The sequence below is a fragment of the Micromonospora sp. NPDC049301 genome (genome assembly GCF_040678715.1).
GTDB lineage: Bacteria > Actinomycetota > Actinomycetes > Mycobacteriales > Micromonosporaceae > Micromonospora.
Window position 1 is genome coordinate 82,308 of record NZ_JBFAQO010000005.1, and the last position, 17,151, is coordinate 99,458.

At 73.7% G+C, this 17,151-nt stretch carries 11 protein-coding genes; 3 read left to right on the forward strand and 8 right to left on the reverse strand.

The genetic code is table 11. The annotated features are described in order from the left end of the window. Positions 1-107 precede the first annotated feature (107 nt). Positions 108-905 carry an SGNH/GDSL hydrolase family protein gene (locus AB0K07_RS16210; RefSeq protein WP_363755751.1) on the reverse strand — a complete coding sequence of 266 codons (798 nt, stop codon included), beginning with the start codon at positions 903-905 and terminating at the stop codon, positions 108-110. A 201-nt stretch (positions 906-1,106) separates the two neighbouring features. On the opposite strand from AB0K07_RS16210, the gene AB0K07_RS16215 reads away from it, so the two are divergent. After that, a complete protein-coding gene (locus tag AB0K07_RS16215) occupies positions 1,107-2,642 on the forward strand; it encodes a M1 family metallopeptidase (protein ID WP_363755753.1) in 1,536 nt (511 codons plus the stop codon). Between the two features lie 425 nt (positions 2,643-3,067). On the opposite strand, the gene AB0K07_RS16220 is transcribed toward AB0K07_RS16215, so the two are convergent. The 4 genes from AB0K07_RS16220 to gltB all read right to left on the reverse strand — a co-directional run bounded on the left by AB0K07_RS16220 (position 3,068) and on the right by gltB (position 11,535). Further along, on the reverse strand, positions 3,068-3,640 hold the full coding sequence (locus tag AB0K07_RS16220) for a hypothetical protein (protein WP_363755755.1): 573 nt from the start codon (positions 3,638-3,640) through the stop codon (positions 3,068-3,070). Between the two features lie 99 nt (positions 3,641-3,739). Next, on the reverse strand, positions 3,740-5,251 hold the full coding sequence (locus tag AB0K07_RS16225; protein ID WP_363755757.1) for an MFS transporter: 1,512 nt from the start codon (positions 5,249-5,251) through the stop codon (positions 3,740-3,742). Between the two features lie 160 nt (positions 5,252-5,411). Further along, the gene (locus AB0K07_RS16230; RefSeq protein WP_363755759.1) at positions 5,412-6,926 is read right to left on the reverse strand and encodes a glutamate synthase subunit beta; all 1,515 of its coding nucleotides are present in this window, start codon (positions 6,924-6,926) and stop codon (positions 5,412-5,414) included. Then, positions 6,919-11,535, reverse strand: a complete 4,617-nt coding sequence (gltB, locus tag AB0K07_RS16235; RefSeq protein WP_363756607.1) for a glutamate synthase large subunit — start codon at positions 11,533-11,535, stop codon at positions 6,919-6,921. Before gltB ends, AB0K07_RS16230 begins: the two co-directional genes overlap by 8 nt. 243 nt (positions 11,536-11,778) lie before the next feature. Between gltB and AB0K07_RS16240 the strand changes: the two genes are divergently transcribed. Further along, positions 11,779-12,615: a GNAT family N-acetyltransferase gene (locus tag AB0K07_RS16240; RefSeq protein WP_363756609.1), complete on the forward strand. Its 837-nt coding sequence runs from the start codon at positions 11,779-11,781 to the stop codon at positions 12,613-12,615. 35 nt (positions 12,616-12,650) lie between these two features. Here AB0K07_RS16240 and AB0K07_RS16245 read toward each other — a convergent pair whose 3' ends face one another. Further along, positions 12,651-13,838 carry an NAD(P)/FAD-dependent oxidoreductase gene (locus tag AB0K07_RS16245; protein ID WP_363755761.1) on the reverse strand — a complete coding sequence of 396 codons (1,188 nt, stop codon included), beginning with the start codon at positions 13,836-13,838 and terminating at the stop codon, positions 12,651-12,653. 15 nt (positions 13,839-13,853) lie between these two features. Continuing rightward, complete coding sequence (lgt, locus tag AB0K07_RS16250; protein ID WP_363755763.1) at positions 13,854-15,041, reverse strand: prolipoprotein diacylglyceryl transferase; 1,188 nt, start codon at positions 15,039-15,041, stop codon at positions 13,854-13,856. 101 nt (positions 15,042-15,142) lie between these two features. Here lgt and AB0K07_RS16255 point away from each other — a divergent pair, with 101 nt between their 5' ends. After that, positions 15,143-15,787: an NUDIX hydrolase gene (locus AB0K07_RS16255; RefSeq protein WP_363755765.1), complete on the forward strand. Its 645-nt coding sequence runs from the start codon at positions 15,143-15,145 to the stop codon at positions 15,785-15,787. A gap of 559 nt (positions 15,788-16,346) precedes the next feature. On the opposite strand, the gene trpA is transcribed toward AB0K07_RS16255, so the two are convergent. Further along, complete coding sequence (gene trpA, locus AB0K07_RS16260; protein WP_363755767.1) at positions 16,347-17,150, reverse strand: tryptophan synthase subunit alpha; 804 nt, start codon at positions 17,148-17,150, stop codon at positions 16,347-16,349. Position 17,151: the final 1 nt, after the last annotated feature.

Here is a 17,151-nt window from a genome sequence, read left to right on the forward strand (position 1 = left end):
GACACCGGGACAGTACCGACCCGGCGCGACCGGCCCGAATTGCCGCGCGGCGGCCGACGGTCCGGGATGGACCGGCGGCCGCCGCCGGGCGGTACGGGTTTCCACTGTCAGCCGGTGACCGCCGTCAGGGCGGGCAGGTAGCCGTAGCGGTAGCCGTCGGCGTCCGGGTGGTACGCCTCGATGACGCCGCTGACGTCGTGGATCCACGGGTCGCCGGCGCAGACGCCGTGGCCGGCGAAGTAGGGGCGGGTGTCGGCGAAGGTGGCACCGGCGGCGTTGGCCCGGCCGGAGATGACCGAGGCGAGCACGTCGGCGGCCTCGTTGAGGATGGTGCGCTTGTAGACGCTCATCGCGAGCCAACCGCAGGAGGTGGTCTCGAACAGCCTCGGGTAGCCCAGCACGATCAGCCGCGCGTTCGGCGCGCGGTTGCGGATGGCGGCGTAGGTGGCGTCGAGCCGGCCGGGCAGCGTCGAGGTGGCGAAGGCCTTGGCGCTGTTGACCGCGTTGGTGCAGGACGAGGTGCTGCCGAACCGGCAACTGGTGATCACGTCGGCGAAGCCGGCGTCGTTGCCGCCGATGGTGATGGTGACCAGGGTGGTGGCGCTGCTGAGTGCGTCGACCTGGTCGTTGAGCACGTCGGCGGTGACCGCGCCGCCGCAGGCCGGGAAGCTGAAGCTGGTCACGCCGTGGGCGGCGGCCCAGAGCGGGGCGTACGACTTCTGGCTGCGCAGGCAGGTGGACCAGTCGTACGGGCCGGCGCCGACGCCGGAGGAGTAGGAGTCGCCGAGCGCGACGTAGTTGACGGCGGCGGCCTGCGCGGTGCCGGGGACGAGCACGGCGCCGAGGGCGGCGGTGAACACGGCGACCAGCGCGGCCAGGGCGCGGGCCAGCGGGCGGTGGGGCATGACGGACCTCCACAGGACAGGGGTGGTGGGATCCTGCGACCGCGCGCGTGGCCAGGGGTGGAACGGTTGTTACCAGGCGGTAATACTATCGAAACATTTAGATCAACTGAATAGTGCGGTGAGCCGCGCGGCGGGCCCGCGGCGTTCACGATTGTCGATTAGGTTGGCGGTGCGAACACCCCGATGGAGGGAGTCCACCTCGTGCGACGAGTCCTCACGGCGGCCACCGCCGCCCTGACCCTCACCACCGCCGGCACCATGCTCACCGGCGGCCCCGGCCAGGCCGCCCCGACGGCCTGGGGCCGGCCCACCGTCACGCTCGCGCCGCAACCCGGCGCCCCCGGGCTGGGCGACAGCTACTTCCCCGACTACGGCAACGGCGGCTACGACGTCTCGCACTACGACGTCCGGCTGCGCTACGACCCGGCCACCGACCGGCTCAGCGGCACCACCACGATCCTCGCCACCGCGACCGAGGATCTCTCCCGGTTCAACCTGGACTTCCTGCTCGACGTCGAGTCGGTGCGGGTCAACGGCTGGGCCGCGAGCAGCAGCACCGCGGGCGCGCACGAGCTGGTGGTCACCCCGGCCCGCACGGTGACCCGGGGCCAGCAGCTCACCATCGTCGTGCGCTACGACGGCATCCCGTCGGAGACGCTGGTCGGTGACTACACCGGCTGGACCCGCACCGACGACGGGGCGCTGGCGGTCAACGAGCCCGAATCCGCGTGGTGGTGGTTCCCGAGCAACGACCACCCGCTGGACAAGGCGACCTTCGACGTCTCCGTGTCGGTGCCCACCGGCGTCGAGGTGATCAGCAACGGCGTGCAGCCGAGGCCGCCACTGGCCGAGGCCGGCAACCGCACCCGGTGGAGCTGGCGGACCACCTCCCCCACCGCCACCTACCTGGCCTTCATGGCCATCGGCCAGTACGACATCGTCACCGACACCACGCCCAGCGGCCAGCCGGTGGTGAACGCGTACAGCACCTCCCTGGGCGCGCTCGGGCCGGCCGCCCGGGCCAGCATCGAGCGCACCGCCGAGATCGTCGACTGGGAGAGCGGGATCTTCGGCCCGTACCCCTTCGAGGCGCAGGGCGGCGTGGCCGGTCCGGTGGACGGCATCAGCTTCGCGCTGGAGACGCAGACCCGACCGGTGTACGGCCCGGGCTTCTGGCGGCGCGGCGCCAACACGTACGTGGTGGTGCACGAGAACGCCCACCAGTGGTTCGGCGACTCGGTCTCGGTGGCCGACTGGCGCAACATCTGGCTCAACGAGGGCTTCGCCTCGTACGCCGAGTGGCTCTGGTCGGAGGAGCAGGGCGAGGGCACCGCCCAGGAGGTCTTCGACTTCACCTACGCCAGCTACCCGGCCGACTCGGGGTTCTGGCAGGTGCTGCCCGGTGACCCGGGCGCCGACCGGGTCTTCGACGACGCGGTCTACGACCGGGGCGCGATGACGCTGCACCAGCTGCGGCTGGCCGTCGGCGACGACGCGTTCTTCGAGATCCTGCCGGCCTGGACCGCCGAGCACCGGTACGGCAACGGCACGATCGAGCAGTTCCAGGCCCTGGCCGAGCGGATCTCCGGGCTGGACCTGGACGAGCTGTTCACCACCTGGCTGTTCACCGCCGGCCGGCCCGACGTGGCCTCGGCCGCGCGCAAGGCCGCCTCCCCGCCGGCGGAGCCGAAGTCCTGGGCCAAGATCCGCGAGGCCCACCGACTTCTGGAGCACTGAGCCCGACGACGGCCGGGAGGCCCGCCGCCCTGAGCGACGAGCCTCCCGGCCGTCCCGGCCTGTGCGACAGCCCCAGGCCTCGACCACTCCGCACCGCGCCTGTAGACCTGCCCCACGAACGGGGAACACAGCTCGCCCCAGCCCCCCGACGACCCTCGCGCGGCGCCTGTAGAGCTGCCCCACAAACGGGGCAGTGTCTGGAACCGGCACGACCGGCCGCACCGGTGCAACGACTGGCACCGACAGAGCGGCTGGCACCGACACGAGCGGCTGCACGGTCAGAAGCTGCGGCACCGGCACGAACGGCTGAGCCGCCTGTTCCGCTTCCACGAGGACGGACGATTCGCCGGTCCATATCTGGGGCAGCTCTACAGGCACGCACAAGAACCACCCGGCCAGCCGGCCCGGCCCGATCCCCCAGCGACTCAGGGCGCCCCCGCCGACGACCCGTCCACCGGCGCCAGTCGCACACCCACCGCCTCGACCGTGCCCGCCTCGACCGTGCCCGCCCAGACCGTGTCCGCCTCGACGGCGCGGATGTGCCGGTAGGCGAACCAGAGCGGCGGGAACGCGCCGACCGCGAAGGAGAGGTCCACCAGCGTCCAGAACCAGGGGATGTCCCGGATCGGGCCGCAGATCAGCGCCAGCGGGACGATCCCCGCGCAGGCGATCATGCCGACCTGCACCACCCAGACGTTGCGCACCGGGTCGCGCAGCGGCCCCCAGAACGCCACCGCCAGCACCAGGTGGGCGAAGGCCAGCCAGTCGGTGCCGTAGAGCAGGAACGGGTAGTCCTCGCCGGCCGTCACGAGCCCGGTGTGGACCCGCTCGATCCAGTCGACCAACGCCGGCAGTTGGCCGGCGATCGGATCCAGCGCACGCAGCAGCCAGCGCACCTCGATCTCCAGCGGGAACGCGGTCACCCCGCTCAGGAAGAGCCCGATCAGCACGATCCACAGCCACCGGCGGGTCCGCCGCAGCCGTTCCTCAATGTCCATGATCGGAGCGTAGCGATGATCTTCATTTGCTTCGGCCCCGTGGGCGCGTCGCCCGGGGTGACCGCTGTCTCAGCGCGGTTGGCCGTACAGCGGCGGCGGTCAGACCGCCCCGGCACACCCGGCGGCGTGCCGGCCGTTGCGCGCCGACATCGCGGGTCGACTCCGGGCGGCCAGTGGTGAGCAGACGGGACAGTACCGGGTCGGGCGTCCCGGCCGGTCCCGGCTCACCAGCGTTGGGCGCAGCATCAGGTGGCCGCCGCCGACCGTAGCGGGCCCGACGAGGCGGGACGCCGTCCGCGCCATTCCCCGTACCGGCCTTCGCAGCGGCGGCGCGGCCAGGGCCAGGGTGATTCGCCGGCGCAGCTGACGACCGCGCTGCTGGTCCAGCGCCACCGCCGCCGCCCCGGTCGCGATCGCCGCGACGGCACCGGCCAGGACGAGCGTCTGCCGGGGCCCGGCGTGTTCGGAGAGCCAGCCGAGCAGCGGCGCGCCGACCGCGGCGGAGACCGAGCCGGTGACCGCGAGCGCGGCGAGCACCCGACCCCGCATCGCGCCGTCGGTGTCGAGTTGGGCGCGGGTGCCCACCGTGGTGTCGATCACCACCGCGGCGGCGGCGATCGGCAGGATCACCGCGGCGAAGCTCAGGGTTCCCGGGGCGAGGCCGGCGACGATCTGCAGCCCGCTGGCCAGCAGGCCCGCGGCGACCAGGGTCCGGTAGCCCAGGTCACGTCGGCGGGCCGCGACGAGCGCGCCCAGCACCGTCCCGATCGCGAACACGGTCGACAGGAGGCCGTAGCCGGACGCCCCGGCGTCGAGGGGGCCTTCACTCATCGCCGCCATCGTCACCTGGTAGTTGCGTCCCAGGCTGCCGAGCACGAACGCCAGGGCGAGCGCGAGCAGCAGCACCGGCTGCCCGCGCAGGTAGACGAACCCGGCCCGAACGCCGCCGCCGCTGGTCCGGCCGCCGTCCGGCGCCGTCACCTGGTGACCGTGCAACGCCGCCTGCCGTACGCAGAAGAGCGCCACCACCACGGCGGCGAAGCTCGCCGCGTTGATGCCGAACAGCAGCGCGGGGCCGACGGCGGCCACCACGACGGCGCCGAGGCTCATGCCGAGGATGCGGCCGGCGGAGTTGGTGAGCGAGCCGAGCGCCAACGCGTTGCCGAGCGTCTCCCGGTCCACGAGGGTGGAGGACCAACGACCCATCACCGGACCCTCGACCGCCGAGACGGCTCCGGTGAGCAGGGAGATCACGAAGATCAGCGGCAGGCCGCCGACACCGGTCAGGGCGACCGCCGCCAATCCCGCGGCGAGTGTCGCGTGGGCCACCTGGGCGACGATCAGCAGTGGGCGGGCGGGGAGCCGGTCGGCCAGCACACCGCCCCAGACGCTGAGCAGCAGCGTGGGCGCGGCCTGGAGCAGCACCGCGAAACCCATGGAGGTCGCCGAGCCGGTCTCCTTCAGCACGTACCAGTTGACTCCGAGGACCTGCATCCAGGTACCGATGACGGAGACGAACCCGGCGAGCGCCCAGATCCGGTAGTTCCGGTGGCGCAGCGCGGCGAAGGTGGCACCTTTGGCCACGACGAACCCTCCCGTGCGATCGAGCATGATGATCACGCCCCATCGCGGCGCGGCCCGGCAGCGGACAAGTCTCGCGGCGACTAAACCGATCTGCCCACCTTCGTGATCGGTCTCACGACCCACCCCGGCCGGCGCGGCAAACCGCCGCGCCGGCCAGACATCCCGGTCCGCCGGGTTACGCCCCGGGTCAGCGCGCGGCGAGCGGCTGTGCGGCCGGGACGACCGGGGCCGGCAACGCCCCGGGACCGCCCAGGTACCCGTGGATGGCGGCGGCGGCCGCACGCCCCTCGGCGATGGCCCAGACGATCAACGAGGCGCCCCGGTGCATGTCGCCGGCGACGAACACCCCGTCAGCGTCGGTCTGCCAGTCGTCGCGGGCGTCGACGGCGCCCCAGGCGTTACGGGTGACCCCGAACTGGGCCAGCAGCGGCTGCTGCTCGGTGCCCTCGAAGCCGATCGCCAGCAGCACCAGGTCGGCCGGCAGCTCACGCTCCGAACCGGGCACCGCGGTGACCACCCGCCGGCCGTCGCGCTTCTCCACGGTCACCTCGGCGATCCGCACCGCCCGCACCTGCCCGGTGCCGTCGTCCACGAACTCCTGCACCGCCACGGCGAAGACCCGCTCGCCGCCCTCCTCGTGCGCCGGGTAGCTGCGCAGGATCCACGGCCAGGTCGGCCACGGGTCCCGCGCCTCGTCGCGCTCCCGCGGCGGCTGCGGGTACAGGTCGAGCTGGTGCACCCCGGCCGCCCCCTGCCGGTGCGCGACGCCGAGGCAGTCGGCCGCCGTGTCACCACCACCGATGATCACGACGTGCCTGCCGGCCGCGTCGATCGGAGTGCCGTCCGGCAGCACCGCGACGGACGGACGGCCCTGGCCGCTGGCAGCCGCGGCGGCGACCACGCGGTTCGCGGCGACCAGGTGCGCCATCGCCTGGTGCACGCCCCGCAGCTCCCGGCCCCGGGTCTCCGGGGTGTCCCGCCCCTGCAACGCGCCGCAGGCCAGCAACACCGCGTCGTGCTCGGCGCGCAACTGCTCGGCGGTGACGTCCACCCCGACGTTCACCCTGGTGCGGAAGCGCACCCCCTCGGCGGCGAGCTGGGCCAGCCGGGCGTCGATGTGCCGCTTCTCCAGCTTGAAGTCGGGGATGCCGTACCGGAGCAGGCCGCCGATCGCGTCGTCGCGCTCGTACACCGTCACCGCGTGGCCGGCGCGGGCCAACTGCTGGGCGGCGGCCAGGCCGGCGGGCCCGGAACCGACCACGGCGACCGACCGGCCGGACGGCGCCGGCACCGGACGGGGTACGAACCCGCGCGCCGCCGCCGCGTCGGCGATCTCCACCTCGACCTGCTTGATGGTCACCGGCTGGCCGCCGGCGATGCCCAGCACACAGGCCGCCTCGCAGGGCGCCGGACAGAGCCGGCCGGTGAACTCCGGAAAGTTGTTGGTGGCGTGCAGCGACTCCACCGCGGCGTCCCAGTTGCCGGTGCGGACCAGGTCGTTCCAGTCCGGGATCCGGTTGCCCAGCGGGCAGCCGTCGTGGCAGAACGGGATGCCGCAGTCCATGCACCGGGTGGCCTGCTCGCGGACCAGGTCCTCGCCGGCCGGCGGGTACACCTCACGCCAGTCGCTGATCCGCACCGGCACCGGGCGGCGGGCCGGCAGCCGCCGGTCGTAGCGCAGGAAACCGTTCGGGTCAGGCACGAGCCACCTCCTGGGCGGCCACCCGCGGAGCGGGCGGCACCGGCGCGGCGGGCGGCGCGCTGAGCGCGCTCATCACCGCGTCGTCGACGTCACGGCCGGCGGCTTCGGCGGCCCGCATGATCTCCAGCACCCGGCGGTAGTCGCGGGGCACCACCGCGGTGAACTCGGCCACCGCCTCCGGCCAGCGCTTGAGCAGCTCCTCGGCGACCGCCGACCCGGTCTCGGCCACGTGTCGCTGGACCAGCTCGTGCAGCAGCGCCTGCTCCTGCTCGCGCAGCGGCGCCAGGTCGACCAGCTCCGCGTTGACCCGCGCCCGGTCCAGCCGGTGCACGAACGCCGTGCCACCGGACATCCCGGCGGCGAAGTTGCGGCCGGTCGCGCCGAGCACCACCACCGTCCCACCGGTCATGTACTCGCAGCCGTGATCGCCGACGCCCTCGACCACGGCGACCGCGCCGGAGTTGCGCACCGCGAAGCGCTCCCCCACCCGACCGCGCAGGAACACCTCACCGGCGGTGGCCCCGTACAGGATGGTGTTGCCCGCGATGATCTGGTCCTCGGCCCGCGACCCCGGCTCGGCGTCGCCGTCGAGGAACGGCGCCGCGGCGTCCGGACGGACGATGATCCGCCCGCCGGAGAGGCCCTTGCCCACGTAGTCGTTGGCGTCGCCGTGCAGCCGCAGGGTCACCCCGCGCGGCAGGAACGCGCCGAACGACTGCCCGGCGGTGCCGTGCAGCACGAACTCGATCGTGTCGTCGGGCAGGCCGGCGCCGCCGAAGCGGCGGGTCACCTCCCCGCCGAGCATGGCGCCGACGCTGCGGTGCTCGTTGCGCACCGCCACCTCGACCCGTACCGGCGACCCGTTGGTCAGCGCCGGGCGGGCGAGCGCGATCAGCTCGTTGTCCAGGGCGTGCTCCAGGCCGTGGTCCTGGGCGCGCACCCCGCGCCGGGCGGCGCCGGCGGGCAGCTCCGGCAGGTGCAGGACGGGCGCCAGGTCGAGCCCGTGCGCCTTCCAGTGCGTCACCGCCGGGGCCACGTCGAGCAGCTCGGTCTGGCCGATCGCCTCCTCGATCGAGCGGAAGCCCAGCTCGGCGAGGTACCCGCGGACCTCCTCGGCGAGGAACAGGAAGAAGTTCTCCACGAACTCCGGGGTGCCGGTGAACCGCTCGCGCAGCACCGGGTTCTGCGTGGCGATGCCGACCGGGCAGGTGTCCAGGTGGCAGACCCGCATCATCACGCAGCCGGCGACGATCAGCGGCGCGGTGGCGAAGCCGAACTCCTCCGCGCCGAGCAGAGCCGCGATCAGCACGTCCCGGCCCGTCTTGAGCTGGCCGTCGACCTGCACGGTGACCCGGTCGCGCAGCCTGTTGAGCAGCAGCGTCTGCTGTGCCTCGGCCAGACCCAGCTCCCAGGGGGTGCCGGCGTGCTTGAGCGAGTTCATCGGGGACGCCCCGGTGCCGCCGTCGTGGCCGGAGATCAGGATGACGTCCGCCTTGAGCTTGGCGACGCCGGCGGCGACGGTGCCGACGCCGACCTCGCTGACCAGCTTGACGTGCACCCGGGCGGCCGGGTTGACGCACTTCAGGTCGTGCACCAGCTGGGCGAGGTCCTCGATGGAGTAGATGTCGTGGTGCGGCGGCGGGGAGATCAGGCCGACGCCCGGGGTGGCGTGCCGGGTACGGGCGATCCACGGCCAGACCTTGTTGCCGGGCAGCTGTCCACCCTCGCCGGGCTTGGCGCCCTGGGCCATCTTGATCTGGAGGTCGTCGGCGTTGACCAGGTATTCGCTGGTGACGCCGAACCGGCCGCTCGCGATCTGCTTGACCGCGGAACGGCGGGCCGGGTCGTGCAGCCGCTCGACGTCCTCGCCGCCCTCGCCGGTGTTGGACTTGCCGCCGAGGCGGTTCATCGCGATGGCGAGCGTCTCGTGCGCCTCCGCCGAGATCGACCCGTACGACATGGCGCCGGTGGCGAACCGCTTGACGATCTCGGTGGCCGGCTCGACCTCCTCGATCGGCACCGCCGGGCGGACGCCGGTACGCAGCGTGAACAGCCCACGCAGCGACCCGGCCCGCGCGGCGAGTTCGTCGACCTTCGCCGTGTACTGCCGGAAGACGTCGTACTGCCGGCTGCGGGTGGCGTGCTGGAGCAGGAAGACCGTCTCCGGGTTGAACAGGTGCAGCTCACCCTCGCGCCGCCACTGGTACTCGCCGCCGACCTCCAACCGGTCGGAGACGGCGGTGCCGGCCGGGGGCCAGGCCAGCGCGTGCCGGGCGGCCACCTCGGCGTGCACGCCGGCCAGCCCCACCCCGCCGATCCGGCTCGGGGTGCCCCGGAAGTAACGCTGGATCAGCCGGGTGTCGAGGCCGACCGCCTCGAAGACCTGCGCCCCGCAGTACGAGGAGACCGTCGAAATGCCCATCTTCGACATGATCTTCAGGACGCCCTTGCCGAGCGCCTTGGCGTAGTTGCGCAGCGCGGCGGCCGGCTCCACGCCGACCAGCGCGCCGGTGGAGATCATGTCCTCCACCGACTCGAACGCCAGGTACGGGTTGACCGCCGCCGCGCCGTACCCGATCAGCACCGCCGCGTGGTGCACCTCCCGGCAGTCGCCGGACTCCACGATCAGCGCCGCCTGGGTGCGGGTCTGCTCCCGGACCAGGTGCTGGTGCACGGCGGCGGTGAGCAGCAGCGACGGGATCGGCGCCAGGTCGGCGTTGGAGTCCCGGTCGGAGAGCACCAGGATGCGGACGCCGTCCTCGATCGCCTCGGAGACGTGCCGGCAGATCTCGGTCAGCCGCGCCTTGATGCCGGCGGCGCCCTCCCGGATGCGGTACAGCCCGGAGACCCGGACCGCCTTGAAGCCGGGCAGGTCACCGTCCTCGTCGATGGAGAGGATCTTCGCCAGCTCGTCGTTGTCGATGATCGGGTGCGGCAGCACGATCTGCCGACAGCTCGCCGCGCCCGGGTCGAGCAGGTTGCCCTCCGGCCCGATCGTCGACGCCAGGCTGGTCACCAGCTCCTCCCGGATGGCGTCCAGCGGAGGGTTCGTGACCTGGGCGAAGAGCTGGTGGAAGTAGTCGTAGAGCAGCCGCGGCCGGGTGGACAGCGGCGAGATCGGGGTGTCCGTGCCCATCGAGCCGAGCGGCTCGGCGCCGGTGCGGGCCATCGGCGCGAGCAGGATCTTCAGCTCCTCCTCGGTGTAGCCGAAGGTCTGCTGGCGACGCCGGACCGAGTCGTGCGTGTAGACGGTGTGCTCGCGGGCGGGCAGGTCGCCCAGCTCGATCAGCCCGGCGTGCAGCCACTCGCCGTACGGCTGCGCGGCGGCCAACTCGGACTTGATCTCCTCGTCGTGCACGATCCGGCCGGCGACGGTGTCGACCAGGAACATCTTCCCGGGCTGGAGCCGCCCCTTGGCGACCACCCGGGCCGGGTCCAGGTCGAGCACGCCCGCCTCGGAGCCGAGCACCACCAGCCCGTCGTCCGTACGCCACCAGCGCCCCGGGCGCAGCCCGTTGCGGTCCAGCACCGCGCCGACGATCTCGCCGTCGGTGAAGGCCACCGACGCCGGCCCGTCCCACGGCTCCATGAGGCTGGCGTGGAAGCGGTAGAAGGCGCGCTTGTCCGGCTGCATGCCGGGGTCGTTCTCCCACGCCTCGGGGATCATCATGAGCACCGCGTGCGGCAGGCTCCGCCCGGCCAGGTGCAGCAGCTCCAGGACCTCGTCGAAGTTCGCCGAGTCGGAGGCGCCGGGGGTGCAGACCGGGAAGACCCGCCGGATGTTGCCCGGCACGTTCGGCGAGCGCAGCAGCGCCTCCCGGGCCTGCATCCAGTTGCGGTTGCCGCGGATCGTGTTGATCTCGCCGTTGTGGGCGATGAACCGGTACGGGTGCGCCAGCGGCCAGGACGGGAACGTGTTGGTGGAGAACCGGGAGTGCACCAGCGCGATCGCGCTGTCCACCCGCTCGTCGCGCAGGTCCGGGTAGTACGCCGGCAACTGGTCCGGGGTGAGCATCCCCTTGTAGACCATCGTCCGGCTGGACAGCGACGGGAAGTACGCCGGCACGCCCCGCTCGGCGGTCTCCCGCTCGGCCTGCTTGCGCACGCAGAACGCCACCCGGTCCAGCTCGATGCCGCTGAGCGCGGAACCGGCCGGCCCGGCCGGCGAGTCGGTGAGCCGGTGCGCGGCCAGGAAGAGCTGCCGGACCCGGGGCATCGCCGCCAGGGCGGTCTCGCCGAGCCCGGTCGGGTCGATCGGCACGTCCCGCCAGCCGAGCAGGTCGGCCCCCTCGACGAGCGCGTACTTCTCGATCACCCGGCGGGCGCGCGCCTCCGCGGCGTCGTCGTCGGGAAGGAAGACCAGGCCGGTGGCGTACTCGCCGGCCGGTGGCAGCGCGATGTCGGCCACCGAGCGCAGGAACACGTCCGGGACCTGGATCATGATGCCCGCGCCGTCGCCGGTGTTGGGCTCCGCGCCGCGGGCGCCCCGATGGTCCAGCCGGCAGAGCGCGCCGAGCCCGTTGGCGACGACGGCGTGCGAACGCCGGCCGTGCAGGTCCGCCACGAACGCCACACCGCAGGCGTCGTGCTCCTGCGCCGGGTCGTACAGGCCCTGTGCGGACGGGCGGGGGCCGGGCGTCGGGGACGCCTGCGGGCTGTGCGGGTACGGCTGTGACTTGTGCGGGTACGGCTGAGCCACCGGGCCTCCTGTCGTCACTCAGGTTGGAGCATGGTGGGGACGACGTCGGCCCGTGGGTCTATTGAGTCTACGTTAGGGCGCGGTCCGCAAGGCCACTCAAGATTGATCACACCGTCCAGAGTCTGGGACGTGTAGTCTCGCGCGGTGGATCCGCTGCACAAGGACATCTTCGCCCGGTTGGAACGCTTCTACGACGCGGTGCCCCGCGACGTCGCCACTGCGGAGGAGCATGGCGGACTGGTGTTGTTCGTCCGCGACGGTGCGGGCTGGCCGTTCTACGCCCGGCCCCGGATCGACGCGACCGAGCCGCCGTCGTTGGCCGACGTCGCCTCCGTGCGCGAACGGCAGCGGGAGCTGGGCCAGCCGGAGGCCTTCGAGTGGGTGCACGAGACGACCCCGGAGCTCCTGGCGGTGGCCCGCTCGGCGGGGCTGAGCGTGCTCGAGGCGCCGTTGATGGTGCTCGACCCGGCCGCGCTGCCCGACCCGGCGACGCTCTCCGACGTACCGGTGCGGGTGCTGGCGGCCGACTCGCCCGGCTTCGCCGCCGACGTGGCCGCCCGGCGGGCGGTGGCCGCGGTGTCGTTCGCCGCCGCCGGCACCGCGCGCGGCGACGCCGGCCCGGCTGAGCGGGACGCCGCGATCACCGAGCTTGAGCTGGCCGCGCTGGACGAGGAACGCACCCGGGTCGCCGACGGCCGGCGGATCTCCGCCCTGGCCGGCACGCCGACCGAGGGCGCGCTGGCCAGCGGCATGGCGATGCGGGTGGACGACGTCGCCGAGATCGCCGGCGTGGCCACCCTGCCGGCCGCCCGCCGGCGCGGACTGGGCGCCGCGCTGACCGCCACCATCGCCCGGGAACTGCTCGCCACCGGCACCGACCTGGTGTTCCTCTCCGCCGGCAGCGAGGAGATCGCCCGGGTCTACCTGCGGGTCGGGTTCCGTCGCATCGGCACCGCCTGCATCGCCGAGCCCGGCGCCCTCATCCCCTGACGCTCCCTGGGCCATCCGGTCCCACGCCCCGCGGATCAGGCCGGTGGACGCCACTGAGCGGCGGAGGCGGCGGCGCTGGAGAGCAGCCGCGAGTTGATCGTGCCGAGTGCGGCGTCCCGGGCGCGCAGCGCCAGCCGGCCCCGGGTCTGGAGCACCGCCGACATCCGCCGGGTCTGCCGGACCACCGTCGCCGCCCGGGGGCGGCGCACCCGGTCGTACGCCTGCACGGCATCGGGCAGCCGCGCCTCGCGCAGCAGCGAGGCGAGCGTCGCGGCGTCCTCGAAGGCGAGGCAGGCGCCCTGGCCGAGGTGCGGCGGCATGGCGTGCGCCGCGTCGCCGAGCAGCACCACCCCGCCCGGCCCGACCGGGAAGCCGTACGCGCGGGGCAGCGGTCGCAGCTCGCGGACCTCCTGCTGAACCAGGTCCGCCGGGTCGGTGGCGTCGAGCAACGCGGCGATGGGCGCCGGCCAGCCGGCGTACCAGCGGCGCAGCAGGGCGAGCTGGGTCTCCGGCGGCTCCGGGCGGGGCGCGCCAGCGGCGGTGGCCACCCAGTAGATGCCGCCCCGGGTGGAGCCGCCGGAGGAGCCGCGCTCGCCGAGCGAGGCGGCCACGAACCGGTAGCCCGCGCCGAGGACCTCCCCGGCGAGTGGCTGGTCGGCGGGCAGCCTGGGCGCCCGGTACCAGGGAATGACGGCCCGCCAGGCGGCGCAGCCGGAGCTGACCACCCCGGATTCGGGGGCGAGTTGGCGGCGGATGCCGCTGTCGGTGCCGTCGGCGGCGATCACCAGGTCGGCTTCGATGGTGTGCCGCCCGTCGCTGACCGCCGGACGCTCGCCCGGCTCGACCCGGACGTGGCGCACGGTCACCCCGGTACGCAACTCCACCCGCTCGCCGAGCCCGGCGATCAACGCGTCGTGCAGGTCTTCGCGATGCACCACCACCGGCATCCGGTCGGCCGGGATGGGCCGCGGCTGCACCAGCCAGTGCCCATCCGGGCGGCGGACGCCTCCGTCGGGCAACGGGGTGGCGATCGCGGCCAGGCCGGCGCCCAGGCCGAGGGCCTGCAACGCCCGGACACCGTTGGGCCAGAGCACCACGGCGGTCGGCTCGGGACGGACCCGCTCGGCGCGTTCCAGCAGGGTGACCTGCCAGCCGGAGCGGGCCAGCGCGCCGGAGACCGCTAGGCCGCCGACCCCGGCGCCGACCACCACCGCGCTTCGCATCGGTGCCGCCCCCGCTCAGCTGTCCCGGTCGACCGGGCGCGCGCCCGTGGCGTCGGCCCGGTCGTCGCGGGATTCCGGCGTACCGTCCGCCGTCTGCTCGTCGGCCGACGGCTCATCACCGGGGACCGCCCCGTCGAGCGGCTCAGCGCCCACGGGTCGATCGTCGTCCTCGGTGGCCGGCTCGGGCGGCACCACGCCGTTGTCCCGCCAGGCCTGGTACTGCTCCTCGCTGACCACCCGGTAGCCCTCCGGCGCGGCGGCCCGCGCACCGGTCTCCCGCTCGGAGAGGTCGACCTGGGACAGATCGGACGTGGTGGGCGGGGTCGGGGTCGCCGCGGCGCCGACCGGGATCAGGTACTCCCGGGGGCCGCGGACCCGCACGAAGTAGATCAACGCGCCGAGGAAGACCAGGGCGGCGGTCCACACGTTGAGCCGGACGCCGAGGATCTGGTTGGCCTCGTCGGTGCGCATCAGCTCGATCCAGAACCGGCCCACGGTGTAACCCATCACGTAGAGCGCGAACGCCCGGCCCCGGCCGAGCTTCAGTCGCCGGTCGAGGACGAGGACCAGAGCGACCACGCCGAGGTTCCACAGCGCCTCGTAGAGGAAGGTCGGCTGGTACAGGCCCGGTTCGAGGATCGGTTGGCCGGCGTCGTCGCGCAGCGCGTGCCCGGGGTTGTCCGGGTCCATCCGGTGGATCTCCAGGCCCCACGGCAGGGTGGTCCGAGCGCCGAACAGCTCGTTGTTGAACCAGTTGCCGACCCGGCCGACCGCCTGGGCCAGCGGCAGCCCGGGGGCCAGCGCGTCGGCCACGACGCCGAACGGGATGCCGAGCTGCCGGGCCGCGATCCAGGCGCCGATGGCGCCACCGGCGACCGCACCCCAGATGCCGAGACCGCCCTCCCAGATGGCGAACGCCTTCACCGGGTCGCCGCCCGCGCCGAAGTACTTCTCGGGGGAGGTGATCACGTGGTAGATCCGGGCGCCGATGATGCCCGTGGGCACGGCCCACACGGCGATGTCGAGCACCGCGCCGGGCGCGACACCGCGCTGACGCAGCCGGCGCTCGGTGACCCAGCAGGCCAGCACGATGCCGAGGATGATGCACAGTGCGTACGCCCGGATCGGGACCGGCCCGAGCTGCCAGACCGCGGTGCTGGGACTGGGCAGGGCCGCCTGGGGGGACAGCGAGGCGAGGGTCACGGGTGCACACGCTACCGCTGTGCACCCCGGAAGCGGCACCCCGGGCCGCTGTGCGTGCTTCCCGGTGACTTCTGGTTTGCACCGTCGTAGGCTCTTTGTCCATGAGCGCGCTCACCTGGGCGGTCGCCGCGGTCGTCACCGACGAGGCCGGCCGGGTGCTGCTCTGCCGGCACGGCCGGGGTGAGCGCCGGTACGCGCTGCCCGGCGGACGGCTGCGCCCGGCGGAGAGCCCGACCCGGGCGGCACTGCGGGACATTCGCGCGGAGACCGGCTGGGAGATCGAGCTGGTCGACCTGGTTGGCGTCTACCACCTGACCAGCCCCACGGTGAGCACGCCGCCCGGGCGCGCCGGGCCCCTGCCGGACGTCCTCGTGCACGTGTTCCGGGCCCGCGCGGCCGAGGTCCGACCGGCCGCCGACCCGCTGCCGGGTTGCCGGCTGTCCTGGCACGCCCCCGCCGCACTGCCCGAGGCAGTCACCCCACTCACCCGAGCCGCTGTCGCCGACGCGGTCGCCGGCCGCTCCGGCGTGCTGCGCGACGCCCTGTGGGCAGCGAGCAGCGTCGACCTCGCACCGCGTCCAGTTGCTCACGGCGATCCGGATGGTCAGCGAGAGACCGGCCACGACGGGCGAACAGCTCCTGGCCGCCCCAGCCAGCCAGGCACCGACAACGGCGGATCGCCAGGAGTGGGGCAGCCGCCGGAGCAACGTGGCGAAGCAGCGACGGACCCGTCACTGCGGCCCTGAGGCGCGTTAGCGGTCTGGCGGCTCGGCGCAACCAAACGTCGGACCGGCGGGGCGGGCCGGACCGGCAGGGCGGGCCGGACCTGCTGCTGTCGCGACTCGGCCTCGACGAGCTACTGCTCTGCGGCGCGTCACGCATCCTGCGCGGTCGTCGTCCACCGCTGGCGAGAGTCATCGGTCTCGGGGGCATCACCCAGTTGAGGGCTATACCTGTGAGTCATATTCATGACTCACAGGTATAGCCCTCAAAGAAGCGAGACACCCGCGCGGCGCCACGCCGCATCGCCAATCAGCGGCACACGCGCCGACGCGACAACCGCCCGCCCGCGCCGCCGGCGGACCAGCGAACGGCCGCGGACCAGCGGAACCGCCGCGGACCAGCGAAACGGCTGCGGAACGGCCGACTGGGGAAGCGGCGGACGGCCCGGCAGAGCGGCGGGCCAACGAACCGACCGACCGGCGAACATCGGAACGGCGCCCCAGGTGGAACCGCACGGCGGCAGGGCCGCCGGCCCGGCAGAATGCGGGGTCGGCTAGGCCGGGCGACCAGACTGCCCAGCGGTCAGCGGGTGGGTGTGCGGACGCCCTCGGCCAGTTCGGCGCTCAGGGTTCGCAGGGCGGCCAGGCCGTCGGCCTCGGAGGGCGCGTCAAGTACGCAGCGGACCAGGGCGCTGCCGACGATCACCCCGTCGGCGTACCCCGCGACGGTGCCGGCCTGTGCACCGGTGCCCACGCCCAGACCGACACCGACCGGCAGGTCGGTGACCCCGCGGACCCGGGAGACGAGCGTCGGGGCGGCGGCGGAGGTACGTGCCCGGGCCCCGGTCACACCCATCACGGCGGTGGCGTAGACGAAGCCCCGGCAGTGCGCCACGGTCATCGCCAGGCGGGCGTCGGTGGACGACGGCGAGACCAGGAAGGTGCGGTCCAGGCCGTGCGCTTCCGAGGCGGCGAGCCACTCGTCCGCCTCGTCCGGGATGAGGTCCGGGGTGATCAGGCCGGTCCCGCCGGCCGCGGCGAGATCACGGGCGAACGTGTCGACGCCGTAGCGCTCGATCGGGTTCCAGTAGGTCATGGTGACCACCGGGGCGCCGGTGGCCGCGACCGCCTCGACGATGCGCAGCGTGTCCTTGGTGCGTACGCCGCCGGCGAGTGCGATGTCGCTGGCCTTCTGGATGACCGGCCCGTCCATCACCGGGTCGGAGTACGGAATCTCCACCTCGATGACGTCGACGCCGGCCTCGACCATCGCGGTCATCGCCGCGATGCTGCCCTCGACGGTCGGAAACCCGGCCGGCATGCAGCCGACCAGCAGCGCCCGTCCGTCGGCCCGTGCCTTGTCGAAGGCCACCCCGATCCGGCTCATC